Source organism: Pseudomonas sp. MLB6B, from assembly GCF_054508135.1.
In genome coordinates this window covers 1,017,557-1,034,918 of record NZ_CP199313.1, presented here as the reverse complement: position 1 = coordinate 1,034,918, position 17,362 = coordinate 1,017,557, and the positions used below count along the sequence as shown (strand labels likewise).

At 59.1% G+C, this 17,362-nt stretch carries 3 protein-coding genes (1 of these 3 only partly in view); 1 reads left to right on the top strand and 2 read right to left on the bottom strand.

Annotation, left to right across the window (positions count from 1 at the left end):
* Positions 1–7 precede the first annotated feature (7 nt).
* Positions 8–1,384, bottom strand: coding sequence for an HlyD family type I secretion periplasmic adaptor subunit (locus ACSMEV_RS04350; RefSeq protein ID WP_459207397.1), 1,377 nt, complete (start codon positions 1,382–1,384; stop codon positions 8–10).
* The gene (locus ACSMEV_RS04345) at positions 1,374–3,530 is read right to left on the bottom strand and encodes a type I secretion system permease/ATPase (protein WP_459207396.1); all 2,157 of its coding nucleotides are present in this window, start codon (positions 3,528–3,530) and stop codon (positions 1,374–1,376) included. The genes ACSMEV_RS04350 and ACSMEV_RS04345 overlap by 11 nt, the downstream gene beginning before the upstream one ends.
* 721 nt (positions 3,531–4,251) lie before the next feature.
* Here ACSMEV_RS04345 and ACSMEV_RS04340 point away from each other — a divergent pair.
* On the top strand, positions 4,252–17,362 hold the start of the coding sequence (locus ACSMEV_RS04340) for an immunoglobulin-like domain-containing protein (protein WP_459207395.1). Its footprint extends 17,120 nt past the window's final position; 13,111 of the gene's 30,231 nt are visible here — the first part of the coding sequence; its start codon is at positions 4,252–4,254; its stop codon lies beyond the right edge, outside the window.

Sequence of the window (17,362 nt, the reverse complement as noted above, 5' to 3'; positions counted from 1 at the left end):
GACATCATCAGCGTTCGCGCAGCGCCTCGTCCCGCGCTTTGATGATGGGCTTGAGCAGGTAGCTCATGATGGTTTTCTTACCGGTCTTGATGTCGACCGTGGCGACCATGCCAGGGATGATCAACAGCGGCTTGGCGTCGCTGCCCAGGTGGCTGCGTTCGGTGCGCAAGCGTATGGGGTAGTAGGTGGTCTTCTTGTCTTCGTCGGTGATGGTGTCGACGCCGATCTGCTCCAGAGTCGCATCCAGCCCACCGTAGATCGTGTAGTCATAGGCCGTGAACTTGACCGTGGCATGCTGCCCCGGATGCAGGAAGGCGATGTCCTTGGGCAGGATCTTCGCCTCGATCACCAAGGTGTCGTCCAGCGGTACGATCTCGACGATGTCGCTGCCCGGCTGGATCACGCCGCCGATGGTGTTGATCAGCAGCTGCTTGACGATCCCGCGTACGGGCGAGGTCACCATGGTGCGGTTGACCCGGTCGTCGAGCGCCTTGCTGGTCGCGGTGGCTTTGTTCAGGTCGGTGCGCGCTTCGTTGAGTTGGGTAAGCGCATCGCTGCGGAATTTGCCGCGGCTTTCTTCGATCTTGCTTTGAATCTCCCTGATGGCGGCTTCCGCACGGGGAATGGCCAATGCAGTGGCGTCCATCTCGCCACGGATTTCGACCTCCGAACGGCGCAGGCGAAGGATTTCCACAGGCGATACCGCGCCCTTGGCTACCAAAGGCTCGGACATTCCGATTTCCTGGCGTAGCAACTGCAAGCTGTTGGCGTACTGGGCACGCTTGGAGCCGTACTCACGCAGTTCTTGCTGGCGCTGCACAAGCTGTTGTTGCAAACCGCCCAGCTCGTCGTTGAGTTGCTGGCGACGGCTCTGGTACAGCGATTCCTCACTGGCGGCCTGGCTCGGGGCGGCCTGGCGCAGCTTCTCGTCGATCTGCAACGGCCGGCCTTCGACTTCCGCACTCAGGCGTTCGACGCGCAAAGCCATGGACACACGTTCGGCTTCGGTTTCACCGACGTTGGAGACGAAACGGGTTTCGTCCAGGCGCAGCAGAGGCTGGCCGATTTCCACCACCTCGCCTTCCTTGGCGAAGATTTCGGCGACGATACCGCCCTCGAGGTTTTGCACCTTCTGGATCTTCGAGGAGGGGATGGCTTTGCCTTCGCCCCGGGTCACTTCGTCGATGGGCGCGAAGCAGGCCCACAGCACGAAGCACAGGAAGAACAGCAGAATGCCCCAGATGGTCAGACGCACGACTCGAGGAGCATCCTCGATCAGTGCCTTGTTGACTTCCGGCAGAGGCTGCCCGGCGAGCGAGCGCTTGCCTTTGAAGTACTCGCGCAGGCCGTTCTTGAACTGGCCGATATCGAACTTAAGCGACACTGATCTGCCCCTTCTTCAGTGCATCCATGACAGCCGCTTTCGGACCGTCGGCCACTACGCTGCCGCGGTCGATGACGATCAGCCTGTCCACCAACGACAGCAAGGAAGCGCGGTGGGTGACGAGCAAGACGGTGCGTCCTTCGATGACCGCCTGCAGCCGCTGCTTCAGACGTTCCTCGCCGGTGTTGTCCATGGCGCTGGTAGGCTCGTCGAGCAGCAGGATTTGCGGGCTGAGCAACAGTGCCCGGCCCAAAGCGACGTTCTGGCGTTGCCCACCGGACAGGTTTTGCCCGCGCTCGCCTACTTGCAATTCGTAGCCATCAGGATGCAGGCGGGCGAACTCGTGCACGCCCGACAACTCGGCGGCTTGCAGGATCAGCTCGTCCTCGATATAGCGTGCGCCACTGACCAGGTTGTCGCGCAGGGTACCGGCCAGCAGTTGGATGTCTTGCGGCACGTAGCCGACGTTGTGGCGCAGCTCGCTGACATCGATTTGCCGAATGTCCACGCCATCGACCAGCAACGAGCCGTTTTCGGCCTCGTACAGGCCCACGATCAACTTGGCCAGCGAGCTTTTGCCGGAGCCGCTGCGGCCGATGATGCCGACCTTCTCGCCAGGGCGGATGATCAGGTTGATGCCTTTGAGCGCCTTGTTCTGCTGATTGGGGTAGGTGAAGTCCACACCGCGGAATTCCAGAGCGCCCTGCAACACCTGACGGCTCAGTGGGCGCTCTTCGAAATTGCGCTCCTGCGGCAGACTCATCATCTGGTCAGTAGCAGTCATGGTGACCTTGGCTTGCTGGTAACGCGCCAGCAGCCCATTGAGCTGGCCCAGCGGGCCAAGCGCACGGCCGCTGAGCATGTAGCAGGCCACCAGGCCGCCCATGCTCAGATCGCCAGCGATGATCAAGTAGACGCCCACGCAGATCATCGCCACACCGGCCAGTTGCTGGATCAGCATGGTGATGTTCATGGCCAGGCCCGACAGCACCTTGACCCGCAATTCGAGCCGGCTGAGCGTGCCTAGCGTCTGCTCCCACAGGTACTGGCGTTCGCTCTCGGCGTTGTTGACCTTGATCGCGTCCAGCCCCGCCAGGGTTTCGATCAGGCTCGACTGGCGCTCGGAAGCCAACGCCATGGTGCGTTCCATGGTCGCCATCAACGGTTTTTGCAAGGCGTAGCCGATACCCAGCGCCAGCGGGAAAGCCAGGACCGGAATCCACACCAGATGCCCACCGATGATGGCGATCACCATGAGGATCAGCAGGGTGAACGGCAGGTCGATCAGACTGGTGAGGGTCAAGGATGCCAGGAAGTCGCGCAGCCCTTGGAACTCGTGAATGTTCTGCGCATAGCTACCGACCCGCGCAGGGCGGTATTTCATGGCCATGCCGACGATGCGTTCGAACAATGTGGCGGAGATGATCAAATCGGTCTTTTTACCGGCCAGATCAAGGCACAGGCTGCGCAAGCCCTTGAGCACCAGGTCGAAGACGTAGGCCAGGCCGATGCCCACTGCCAGCACCCAGAGGGTCGAGGTGGCTTGGTTGGGGACCACGCGGTCATACACGTTCATCACGAACAGCGGCGCCGCCATGGCGATGATGTTGATGATCAGGCTGGCGGCGATGGCGTCGGCGTAGAGCCATTTACTGCGCAGCAGGGTATCGCGGAACCAGGATTTGGCACGTGGAATGAGGTTGCCGTGGTTGACGTCGTATTTGTGCTGAGGCTGGGCGAAAAACACTTTGCCACTGTAGTCGTCTTCCAGCGCCTCCCGGGTGATGCGCACTTCGCCGCCGTCGCTCTCGCTGAGCAGCAAGCGGGCCGTATCTTCACCTTCCCACCCCAGCAGCACAGCGCTGCGACCACGTTTGAGCAGCAGCATGGCGGGCATGGCAATCTTCGGGATGTCTTGCAGCTTGCGCTGCAGCAAGCGCCCTTGCAGACCCGCGCGGGCCGCCGCGCGTGGCAACAGCTCGGGGCTCAGGCGCTGCGCGGGAAGCGGCAGGCCCGTGGTGAGCATGGCGCGGCTGGCAGGTTTCTGATGCAGGACACATAGCGTCAGCAGACTGTCTAGCAGTGGATCGTCGTGCTGGCTGCGGGGGTCGTGACTGAGGTGCACTCGACTGACTTCGGATTCCACGCGGGCACTCTCTCCAAGCTGGCGGGGTTCGACCAGACGCCGGCGCGACATGGAGCGGCGATGTCTGGGACTTAAAAGGGGGGCCGCATCGATCGCGAACACCCAGAGGTTAGGTTCATCACGACTGCACAGTGCAGACGCTGCGTTTTGCGGCAAAGTTCAAACCTCGCCAAGGCCCAACAAGCGGAAAAGCAGGCCTGTTTGCGAGCGCCTAAACTTCCACGCGCCAATGCCGAGATATGAGATATCCGTCACGCAATGCCTCAAGCCTAACCGCAGATCGAGTGGATGCAAGGCGATTTTTTTTCAAGCGCACGTCACTTGCAGCGACGCGACCCACCTGCAAGGGCCATCATAGAGGCATCATGCCGGAAATATCGATCGATCCTGTCCATACGCCCCGTTGCAGAGCGGCTATGCTGGGAAACCTAGCGCGCCTGAAGGGGTCATTTACTTACCGATTACACCGTCTGGGCTATTGCATACCCACTAGTGCAAAAGTAAGAATTGGCAGCTACCAGATTTTCGATATGTCATGTTCCCAATTTGCGTGAAATTTCGACTCGGTCACGCTTTTATCCACGACACGCTTATTTAGTGCGTTAAACAAACTTTAAGCCGTTTGTCGCTACTCGCGGCATCGCAACTCTCTTCTGTTCATACGCGCACGCGGACGTGCGAGGCCTGCCGGCCGACAGGGGATCCAACCGGAGAAGGTCCAATGAGCAGTGTCGTCGCCATCGTCAAAACCATCGTGGGTCAAGTCGTCGCCGTTTCGGCAGAAGGTGTACGGCGGTTTTTGATCGAGGGCGACCGGATCTATGCCGGCGAGCAGGTCCTTACTGGCGAAGCGGGTGCCGTCACACTGGAATTCACCGATGGCCGCATGCTGGACCTTGGCCGCGACATGCAGTGGGCCGCCAATGTGCCCGACCAGGCGGCTGAACTGAGTGAGGCCACCGCGCAGTCCGCGCCGTCGGTGCAAGAGCTGCAGCAAGCGATCGCCGCTGGTCTCGACCCGACCACCGAACTGGAAGCGCCTGCCGCTGGACAGACCGGCAACCCAGGCGGCGCTGCGGGTGGCGGTCACAGCTTCGTGCTGCTGAGCGAAGTAGGCGGTGAGGTCGACCCGACTATTGGCTACCCGACCGAACCGCTGCAGTTCGCAGCCGCTGCCGACGACGTGCAAACCGGTGGGCAAGACACCAGCACGGGGAATGCGAATGCGGCTGGAACTGGAACCGGTACGGGGGCCGGAGCTGGTGGCGGAACTGGAACTGATGCAGGGACTGGAACCGGTGGAGGGTCTGGAACCGGGACCGATGAAGGAACCGGGGGCGGCACTGGCACCACTGGTGGCGGGAACACCGGTACGGACGCCACCACCCTTACCGTGACATTGGCCGCAACGCCCACCGTCAGCGAAGCGGGCGGTGTCATCGTCTATACCGCTACGGTCAACCGCCCTCCGCTCTCGGACCTGAGTCTTACGCTGTCCAACGGTGCCGTGATCCTCATCCCGGCCGGGCAAAGCCAAGGTAGCGTCAACGTCAACGTCAATCCAGGCGACACCGTCTACATCGACGACCGTGATGTCTCTGCCAGCATCGTCAGCGGCAGCGGTGGTGGCGAGCCTGTGCTGGCCGACACTACACCAGCCGTGACACAGATTCTCGATACCATCGACACCACTACGCTTACCCTGAGCGCCACGCCCAGCGTGAACGAAGGCGGCGTGATCACCTATACCGTGGCGCTGGACAACCCGGCGCAGACTCCGGTCACCGTCACACTGTCCAACGGCCAGACGCTGGTCATCCAGGCCGGCCAAGCCACTGCCAGCATCAATGTCCCGGCTCCAGCCGATGATGCCTACGCAGGCCAGGCTCCGGTCAGTGTCAGCATTACCGGTGCTACGGGTGGTAATTTTGAAAACCTGGTGGCTGATCAATCGCCAGTTACGACAGCCGTCACTGATGTAGCCACGACGACGACTTTGTCGTTGGCGGCTACCCCGTCCGTTGCTGAAGGCGGTTCGATCGTTTACACCGCAACGCTGAGCAATCCGGCTGGTTCTCCAGTCATTGTGACGTTGAGCAATGGTCAGGTGATCACCATTGCCGCCAACCAGACTTCGGGCAGCGTCACTGTTGCTGCACCAGGCGATGATCCGTATATCGATGGCGGCAATGTCAGTGCGCAGATCACCAACGCTACCGGTGGCAACTTCGAGAACTTGGCGGTTAATGGTGCACCGGCGGTTACTGCGGTTACCGATACCATCGATACGACTACCGTCACGCTGACGGCCGCGTCGTCGGTTGCCGAAGGCGGTGTCATTACTTACACCGCGTCGGTGGGTGCGCCGGTAACTGGCAGTCCAGTTTTGGTGACCTTGGCGAACGGCCAGACCATCACCATTGCTGTTGGTCAAAGCTCGGGGACCGTCAACGTTCCAGTGGCTGACGACGCTTACCAGGGCAACGCTCCGGTCGTTACCAACATCACCAACGTTTCGGGTGGCAACTACGAGAATCTGGTTGCTGACCAATCCACAGTCACGACGGCCGTTACTGACGTCGCCACTACCACTACGCTTTCCTTGGCAGCTACGCCTTCAGTCGCCGAGGGCGGTTCAATCGTCTATACCGCGACGCTGAGCAATCCGGCTGGTTCTCCAGTCACCGTCACGTTGAGCAATGGCCAAGTCATCACCATTGCCGCTAATCAAACTTCGGGCAGCGTCACTGTCGCTGCACCGGGCGATGATCCGTATGTAGATGGCGGCAATGTCAGCGCACAGATCACCAACGCTACCGGCGGCAACTTCGAGAACTTGGCGGTCAATGGTGCACCGGCGGTCACTGCCGTTACTGACACTATCGACACGACTACTGTCACGCTGACGGCTGCGTCGTCGGTCGCCGAAGGCGGCGTCATTACCTACACCGCTTCGGTAGGCGCGCCGGTTACCGGCAGTCCGGTCTTGGTGACCTTGGCGAACGGCCAGACCATCACCATTGCTGTTGGTCAAAGCTCGGGGACCGTAAATGTTCCAGTGGCTGACGACGCTTACCAGGGCAACGCTCCAGTAGTCACTAACATCACCAACGTTTCGGGTGGCAACTACGAGAATCTGGTTGCTGACCAATCGACAGTTACGACCGCCGTTACTGACGTTGCCACTACCACTACGCTTTCCTTGGCAGCTACGCCTTCAGTCGCTGAAGGTGGTTCGATCGTTTATACCGCGACGCTGAGCAACCCTGCTGGCTCTCCGGTGACCGTCACCCTGAGCAATGGTCAGGTGATTACCATTGCCGCTAATCAGACTTCGGGCAGCGTCACTGTCGCTGCACCAGGCGATGATCCGTACATCGACGGCGGCAACGTTAGTGCACAGATCACCAACGCTACCGGTGGCAACTTCGAGAACCTCGCAGTCAATGGTGCACCGGCGATCACTGCCGTTACTGACACTATCGACACGACTACTGTCACGTTGACGGCTGCATCGTCGGTTGCCGAAGGCGGTGTCATTACCTACACCGCTTCGGTGGGCGCGCCGGTTACCGGCAGTCCAGTCCTGGTGACCTTGGCGAACGGCCAGACCATCACCATTGCTGTTGGTCAAAGCTCGGGGACCGTAAATGTTCCAGTGGCTGACGACGCTTACCAGGACAACGCTCCAGTAGTCACTAACATCACCAACGTTTCGGGTGGCAACTACGAGAATCTGGTTGCTGACCAATCGACAGTTACGACCGCCGTTACTGACGTTGCCACTACCACTACGCTTTCCTTGGCAGCTACGCCTTCAGTCGCTGAAGGTGGTTCGATCGTTTATACCGCGACGCTGAGCAACCCTGCTGGCTCTCCGGTGACCGTCACCCTGAGCAATGGTCAGGTTATTACCATTGCCGCCAACCAGACTTCGGGCAGCGTCACTGTCGCTGCACCAGGCGATGATCCGTACATCGACGGCGGCAACGTTAGTGCACAGATCACCAACGCTACCGGTGGCAACTTCGAGAATCTCGCAGTCAATGGTGCACCGGCGATCACTGCCGTTACTGACACTATCGACACGACTACTGTCACGCTGACGGCTGCATCGTCGGTTGCCGAAGGCGGTGTCATTACCTACACCGCTTCGGTGGGCGCGCCGGTTACCGGCAGTCCGGTCTTGGTGACCTTGGCGAACGGCCAGACCATCACCATTGCTGTTGGTCAAAGCTCGGGAACCATCAATGTTCCAGTGGCTGACGATGCTTACCAAGGCAATGCGCCTGTCACCACAAACATCACCAACGTTTCGGGTGGCAACTACGAGAATCTGGTTGCTGACCAATCGCCGGTTACTACTGCTGTCACTGACGTCGCCACCACCACTACGCTTTCCTTGGCAGCTACGCCTTCAGTCGCTGAAGGCGGTTCGATCGTTTATACCGCGACGCTGAGCAACCCTGCCGGCTCTCCGGTGACCGTCACCCTGAACAATGGTCAGGTGATTACCATTGCCGCCAACCAGACTTCGGGCAGCGTCACTGTCGCTGCACCAGGCGATGATCCGTATATCGATGGCGGCAATGTCAGCGCGCAGATTACCGGCGCTACCGGTGGCAACTTCGAGAGCCTCGCAGTCAACGGTGCACCGGCAGTTACTGCCGTTACTGACACTATCGACACGACTACTGTCACGCTGACGGCCGCATCGTCGGTTGCCGAAGGCGGTGTCATTACCTACACCGCTTCGGTGGGCGCGCCGGTTACCGGCAGTCCGGTCTTGGTGACCTTGGCGAACGGCCAGACCATCACCATTGCTGTTGGTCAAAGCTCGGGAACCATCAATGTTCCAGTGGCTGACGATGCTTACCAAGGCAATGCGCCTGTCACCACAAACATCACCAACGTTTCGGGTGGCAACTACGAGAATCTGGTTGCTGACCAATCGCCGGTTACTACTGCTGTCACTGACGTCGCCACCACCACTACGCTTTCCTTGGCAGCTACGCCTTCAGTCGCCGAGGGCGGTTCAATCGTCTACACCGCGACACTGAGCAATCCGGCTGGTACTCCGGTAACCGTCACCCTGAGCAATGGTCAGGTCATTACCATTGCCGCCAACCAGACTTCGGGCAGCGTCACTGTCGCTGCACCAGGCGATGATCCGTATATCGATGGCGGCAATGTCAGCGCGCAGATTACCGGCGCTACCGGTGGCAACTTCGAGAGCCTCGCAGTCAACGGTGCACCGGCAGTTACTGCCGTTACTGACACTATCGACACGACTACTGTCACGCTGACGGCCGCATCGTCGGTTGCCGAAGGCGGTGTCATTACCTACACCGCTTCGGTGGGCGCGCCGGTTACCGGCAGTCCGGTCTTGGTGACCTTGGCGAACGGCCAGACCATCACCATTGCTGTTGGTCAAAGCTCGGGAACCATCAATGTTCCAGTGGCTGACGATGCTTACCAAGGCAACGCTCCGGTCGTTACCAACATCACCAACGTTTCGGGCGGTAACTACGAGAACCTAGTTGCTGACCAATCAACGGTTACGACCGCTGTTACTGACGTAGCCACGACGACGACTTTGTCGCTGGCGGCTACCCCGTCTGTTGCTGAAGGCGGATCGATCGTTTACACCGCGACGCTGAGCAACCCAGCTGGCACGCCGGTAACCGTCACTCTGAGCAATGGTCAGGTGATTACCATTGCCGCCAATCAGACTTCGGGCAGCGTCACTGTCGCTGCACCAGGCGATGATCCGTATATCGATGGCGGCAATGTCAGTGCGCAGATCACCAACGCTACCGGTGGCAACTTCGAGAACCTCGCAGTCAACGGTGCACCGGCGGTTACCGCCGTTACTGACACTATCGACACGACCACCGTCACGCTGACGGCCGCATCGTCGGTTGCTGAAGGCGGTGTCATTACCTACACCGCTTCGGTGGGCGCGCCGGTTACCGGCAGTCCGGTCTTGGTGACCTTGGCGAACGGCCAGACCATCACCATTGCTGTTGGTCAAAGCTCGGGAACCGTCAGCGTTCCAGTGGCTGACGATGCTTACCAGGGCAACGCTCCGGTCGTTACCAACATCACCAACGTTTCGGGCGGCAACTACGAGAATCTGGTTGCTGACCAATCGCCGGTTACTACTGCTGTCACTGACGTCGCCACCACCACTACGCTTTCCTTGGCAGCTACGCCTTCAGTCGCTGAAGGCGGTTCGATCGTTTATACCGCGACGCTGAGCAACCCTGCCGGCTCTCCGGTGACTGTCACCCTGAGCAATGGCCAAGTCATCACTATTGCCGCTAATCAAACTTCGGGCAGCGTTACTGTCGCTGCACCAGGCGATGATCCTTACATCGATGGCGGCAATGTCAGTGCGCAGATCACCAACGCTACCGGTGGCAACTTCGAGAACCTCGCAGTCAACGGTGCACCGGCGGTTACCGCCGTTACTGACACTATCGACACGACCACCGTCACGCTGACGGCTGCGTCGTCGGTTGTTGAAGGCGGTGTCATTACCTACACCGCTTCGGTGGGCGCGCCGGTTACCGGTAGCCCAGTCTTGGTGACCTTGGCGAACGGCCAGACCATCACTATCGCTGTTGGTCAAAGCTCGGGGACCGTCAACGTTCCAGTGGCTGACGATGCCTATCAAGGCAATGCGCCTGTTACCACCAACATTACTGCTGTCTCGGGTGGCAACTACGAGAATTTGGTTGCTGACCAATCGACAGTCACGACCGCTGTTACTGACGTCGCCACGACGACGACTTTGTCGTTGGCAGCTACCCCGTCTGTTGCTGAAGGCGGATCGATTGTCTACACCGCCACGCTGAGCAATCCGGCCGGTTCGCCAGTCACCGTGACGTTGAGCAATGGCCAAGTCATCACCATTGCCGCTAATCAAACTTCGGGCAGCGTCACTGTCGCTGCACCGGGCGATGATCCTTACATCGATGGCGGCAATGTCAGCGCGCAGATTACCGGTGCTACCGGTGGCAACTTCGAGAACTTGGCGGTTAATGGTGCACCGGCGGTTACCGCGGTCACTGACACTATCGACACGACCACCGTCATGCTGACGGCCGCATCGTCGGTTGCTGAAGGCGGTGTCATTACCTACACCGCTTCGGTGGGCGCGCCGGTTACCGGTAGTCCAGTTTTGGTGACCTTGGCGAACGGCCAGACCATCACCATTGCTGTCGGTCAAAGCTCGGGAACCGTCAGCGTTCCAGTGGCTGACGATGCTTACCAGGGCAACGCTCCGGTCGTTAACAACATCACCAACGTTTCGGGCGGCAACTACGAGAATTTGGTTGCTGACCAATCTTCGGTCACTACTGCTGTCACTGACGTCGCCACGACGACGACTTTGTCGTTGGCGGCTACCCCGTCCGTGGCTGAAGGCGGTTCGATCGTCTATACCGCCACGCTGAGCAATCCGGCTGGTTCTCCAGTCACCGTGACGTTGAGCAACGGCCAAGTCATCACCATTGCCGCCAACCAGACTTCGGGCAGCGTTACTGTCGCTGCACCAGGCGATGATCCGTACATCGATGGCGGCAATGTCAGTGCACAGATCACCGGCGCTACCGGCGGCAACTTCGAGAACTTGGCAGTCAACGGTGCACCGGCGGTTACCGCGGTCACTGACACTATCGACACGACTACTGTCACGCTGACGGCTGCGTCGTCGGTTGCTGAAGGCGGTGTCATTACCTACACCGCTTCGGTTGGAGCACCTGTCACAGGCACGCCTGTAGTCGTCACGCTTGCCAACGGCCAAGCTATTACCATCGCTGTCGGTCAAAGCTCGGGAACCGTCAATGTCCCAGTGGCTGACGACGCCTACCAGGGCAACGCTCCAGTAGTCACCAACATCACCAATGTTTCGGGCGGTAACTACGAGAACCTAGTTGCTGACCAATCGACGGTTACGACCGCTGTTACTGACGTAGCCACGACGACGATTTTGTCGTTGGCGGCCACTCCGTCTGTTGCTGAAGGCGGTTCGATCGTTTACACCGCCACGCTGAGCAATCCGGCTGGTTCCCCAGTCATTGTGACGTTGAGCAATGGTCAGGTGATCACCATTGCCGCCAACCAGACTTCGGGCAGCGTCACTGTCGCTGCACCGGGCGATGATCCTTACATCGATGGCGGCAATGTCAGTGCGCAGATCACCGGTGCTACCGGCGGCAACTTCGAGAACTTGGCGGTTAATGGTGCACCGGCGGTTACTGCGGTTACCGATACCATCGATACGACTACCGTCACGCTGACGGCCGCGTCGTCGGTTGCCGAAGGCGGTGTCATTACTTACACCGCTTCGGTGGGTGCGCCGGTAACTGGCAGTCCAGTTTTGGTGACCTTGGCGAACGGCCAGACCATCACCATTGCTGTTGGTCAAAGCTCGGGGACCGTCAACGTTCCAGTGGCTGACGACGCTTACCAGGGCAACGCTCCGGTCGTTACCAACATCACCAACGTTTCGGGTGGCAACTACGAGAATCTGGTTGCTGACCAATCCACAGTCACGACGGCCGTTACTGACGTCGCCACTACCACTACGCTTTCCTTGGCAGCTACGCCTTCAGTCGCCGAGGGTGGTTCAATCGTCTACACCGCGACGCTGAGCAACCCTGCCGGCTCTCCAGTAACCGTCACCCTGAGCAATGGTCAGGTGATTACCATTGCCGCTAATCAAACTTCGGGCAGCGTCACTGTCGCTGCACCGGGCGATGATCCTTACATCGATGGCGGCAATGTCAGTGCGCAGATCACCGGTGCTACCGGCGGCAACTTCGAGAACTTGGCGGTTAATGGTGCACCGGCGGTTACTGCGGTTACCGATACCATCGATACGACTACCGTCACGCTGACGGCCGCGTCGTCGGTTGCCGAAGGCGGTGTCATTACTTACACCGCGTCGGTGGGTGCGCCGGTAACTGGCAGTCCAGTTTTGGTGACCTTGGCGAACGGCCAGACCATCACCATTGCTGTTGGTCAAAGCTCGGGGACCGTCAGCGTTCCAGTGGCTGACGATGCTTACCAGGGCAACGCTCCGGTCGTTAACAACATCACCAACGTTTCGGGCGGCAACTACGAGAATTTGGTTGCTGACCAATCCACAGTCACGACGGCCGTTACTGACGTCGCCACTACCACTACGCTTTCCTTGGCAGCTACGCCTTCAGTCGCCGAGGGTGGTTCAATCGTCTACACCGCGACGCTGAGCAACCCTGCCGGCTCTCCGGTAACCGTCACCCTGAGCAATGGTCAGGTGATTACCATTGCCGCTAATCAAACTTCGGGCAGCGTCACTGTCGCTGCACCGGGCGATGATCCTTACATCGATGGCGGCAATGTCAGTGCGCAGATCACTGGTGCTACCGGCGGCAACTTCGAGAACCTCGCAGTCAATGGTGCACCGGCGGTTACCGCGGTTACCGACACCATCGATGCGACTACCGTCACGCTGACGGCTGCGTCGTCGGTTGCTGAAGGCGGTGTCATTACCTACACCGCTTCGGTAGGCGCGCCTGTCACTGGCAGCCCGGTCGTAGTCAAACTCGCCAATGGCGAGACCATTACTATTGCCGTAGGCCAAAGTGCAGGTACCGTTACGACTCCGGTCAGCAACGATGTTTACCAAGGCCATGCGCCTGTGAATAACAGCATTGCGAGCGTTTCGGGTGGCAACTACGAGAACTTGGTAGCTAATCAAACGCCGGTTACCACAACCGTGACTGACGTCCAGGACACCACCACCGTGGTGCTCTCCGCTACCCCATCGGTCGCCGAGGGCGGCACCATCGTCTATACCGCGACCGTGGCTTCGCCTGTAACCGGTTCGCCGGTAGTGGTCACTTTGAGCAATGGCCAGAGCATCACCATCGCAGTCGGCCAGACTTCTGGCACCGTCAATACTCCAGTCAGCAATGATGTCTATCAGGGCCATGCTCCGGTAACCGCCAATATCTCTGCCGTTTCCGGCGGCAACTTCGAAAACCTGGCCGCCGATCAGACACTGGTTACCACGACTGTTACCGACGTTCAGGACACTACTACCGTGGTGCTGTCGGCCACTCCATCGGTTGCTGAAGGCGGCACTATCGTCTACACCGCGACCGTCGCTTCCCCCGTAACCGGTTCGCCAGTCGTAGTTACGCTGAGCAACGGCCAAAGCATCACCATCGCGGTCGGCCAAACTTCGGGCACGGTCAACACGCCGGTCAGCAACGACGTTTACCAAGGTCATGCACCGGTCACGGCAAACATCACCACCGTATCGGGCGGCAGCTACGAGAACTTGGTAGCCAATCAGGCACCTGTAACTACACAAGTCACCGACGTACAGGACACTACTACCGTAACGCTGACGGCCACCCCATCGGTCGCCGAAGGCGGCACCATCGTCTACACCGCAACCGTCGCTGATGCTGTAACTGGCTCGCCAGTGGTAGTTACGCTGAGCAACGGCCAAAGCATCACCATCGCGGTCGGCCAAACTTCGGGCACGGTCAACACGCCGGTCAGCAACGACGTTTACCAAGGTCATGCACCGGTCACGACAAACATCACTACCGTATCGGGCGGCAGCTACGAGAACTTGGTAGCCAACCAGGCGCCAGTCACTACTCAAGTTACCGATGTTCAGGACACCACTACCGTAACCTTGACGGCCACCCCATCGGTTGCCGAAGGCGGTTCGATCACTTACACCGCTAGCGTCAATGCACCAGTTACTGGCAGTCCGGTCGTAGTCAAACTTGCCAATGGCGAGACCATCACTATTGCCGTGGGTCAAAGTGCAGGTACCGTTACGACTCCGGTCAGCAACGATGTCTACCAAGGCCATGCGCCTGTGGACAACAGCATTGCAAGCGTTTCGGGTGGCAACTACGAGAACCTGGTAGCCAACCAAGCGCCAGTCACTACTCAGGTTACCGACGTCCAGGACACCACTACCGTGGTGCTTTCTGCGACTCCATCGGTTGCCGAAGGCGGTTCGATCACTTACACCGCCAGCGTCAACGCGCCAGTTACTGGCAGCCCGGTCGTGGTCAAACTTGCCAACGGCGAGACCATCACCATTGCTGTAGGCCAAAGCGCAGGTACCGTTACGACTCCGGTCAGTAACGATGTCTACCAAGGTCATGCGCCTGTGGACAACAGCATCGCGAGCGTTTCGGGTGGCAACTACGAGAACCTTATCGCTAATCAAGCGCCGGTTACCACTCAGGTTACCGATGTTCAGGACACCACTACCGTAACGCTGACGGCTACCCCGTCTGTTGCCGAAGGCGGTTCGATCACATACACCGCCAGCGTCAATGCTCCAGTTACTGGCAGCCCGGTCGTGGTCAAACTTGCTAATGGCGAGACCATTACCATTGCTGTTGGTCAAAGCGCAGGTACCGTTACGACTCCGGTCAGCAACGATGTTTATCAAGGCCATGCGCCTGTGGATAACAGCATCGCGAGCGTTTCGGGTGGCAACTACGAGAACCTGATCGCTAATCAAGCGCCGGTTACCACTCAGGTTACCGATGTTCAGGACACCACTACCGTAACGCTGACGGCTACCCCATCTGTTGCTGAAGGCGGCACCATCGTCTACACCGCGACCGTCGCCGACGCTGTAACCGGCTCGCCAGTAGTGGTTGCCTTGAGCAATGGCCAAAGCATCACCATCGCGGTCGGCCAGACTTCGGGTACGGTCAACACCCCGGTCAGCAATGATGTCTATCAGGGCCACGCTCCGGTAACCGCCAATATCACTAGTGTTTCCGGTGGCAACTTCGAAAATCTGGTCGCCAATCAGACGGCCGTCACCACCTCTGTTACGGATGTGGTCGACACCACTACCGTAACCCTGACGGCCACCCCGTCTGTTGCCGAAGGCGGTTCGATCACATACACCGCCAGCGTCAACGCACCAGTTACTGGCAATCCGGTCGTGGTCAAACTTGCCAATGGCGAGACCATCACCATTGCGGTAGGCCAAAGCGCAGGTACGGTTACGACTCCGGTCAGCAACGATGTCTACCAAGGCCATGCGCCTGTGGACAACAGCATTGCGAGCGTCTCGGGCGGCAACTACGAGAACCTGGTAGCTAACCAAGCGCCGGTTACCACTCAGGTTACCGATGTTCAGGACACCACTACTGTGGTGCTCTCCGCTACGCCATCGGTCGCTGAAGGCGGCACCATCGTCTACACCGCGACCGTCGCCGACGCCGTAACTGGCTCGCCAGTCGTGGTCACGCTGAGCAATGGCCAAAGCATCACCATCGCGGTCGGCCAGACTTCGGGTACGGTCAACACGCCGGTTAGCAACGACGTTTACCAAGGTCATGCACCTGTAACGGCAAACATCACCAGCGTCTCCGGTGGCAACTTCGAGAATCTGGTAGCCAACCAGGCACCTGTTACTACGCAAGTCACCGACGTCCAGGACACCACTACCGTAACGCTGACGGCCACCCCGTCTGTTGCCGAAGGCGGTTCGATCACATACACCGCCAGCGTCAATGCTCCAGTTACTGGCAGTCCGGTCGTGGTCAAACTCGCCAATGGCGAGACCATCACTATTGCCGTGGGTCAAAGTGCAGGTACCGTTACGACTCCGGTCAGCAACGATGTCTACCAAGGCCATGCGCCTGTGGACAACAACATCGCGAGCGTATCGGGTGGCAATTATGAAAATCTGACTGCTGACCAAACACCAGTCACTACGACCGTTACCGATGTTCAGGACACCACTACCGTGGTGCTCTCCGCGACTCCATCGGTTGCTGAAGGCGGCACCATCGTCTACACCGCGACTGTCGCCGATGCTGTAACCGGCTCGCCGGTAGTGGTCACGCTGAGCAATGGCCAGAGCATCACCATCGCAATCGGCCAAACTTCGGGCACGGTCAACACTCCCGTTAGCAACGATGTTTACCAAGGCCATGCACCGGTCACGGCAAATATCACCACCGTATCGGGCGGCAACTTCGAGAATCTGGTAGCCAACCAGGCACCTGTTACTACGCAAGTCACCGACGTACAAGACACAACTACCGTAACCTTGACGGCCACCCCATCGGTTGCCGAAAGCGGTTCGATCACTTACACCGCCAGCATCAACGCACCAGTTACTGGCAGCCCGGTCGTGGTCAAACTTGCCAATGGCGAGACCATCACAATTGCTGTTGGTCAAAGTGCAGGTACCGTCACGACTCCGGTCAGCAACGATGTTTATCAAGGCCATGCGCCTGTGGATAACAGCATCGCGAGCGTCTCGGGTGGCAACTACGAAAACTTGGTAGCTAACCAAACGCCGGTTACCACAACCGTTACTGACGTCCAGGACACCACCACCGCGGTGCTCTCCGCTACTCCATCGGTCGCCGAAGGCGGCACCATCGTCTATACCGCGACTGTGGCGTCCCCTGTAACCGGTTCGCCGGTAGTGGTCACTCTGAGCAATGGCCAGAGCATCACCATCGCGGTCGGCCAGACTTCCGGTACCGTCAATACTCCGGTCAGCAACGATGTCTATCAGGGCCACGCTCCGGTAACCGCCAATATCACTGGTGTTTCCGGCGGCAACTTCGAAAACCTGGTCGCCAATCAGACGGTCGTCACCACCTCTGTTACAGATGTGGTCGACACCACTACCGTAACGCTGACGGCCACCCCGTCTGTTGCCGAAGGCGGTTCGATCACATACACCGCTAGCGTCAACGCACCAGTTACTGGCAGCCCGGTCGTGGTCAAACTTGCCAATGGCGAGACCATCACCATTGCTGTAGGTC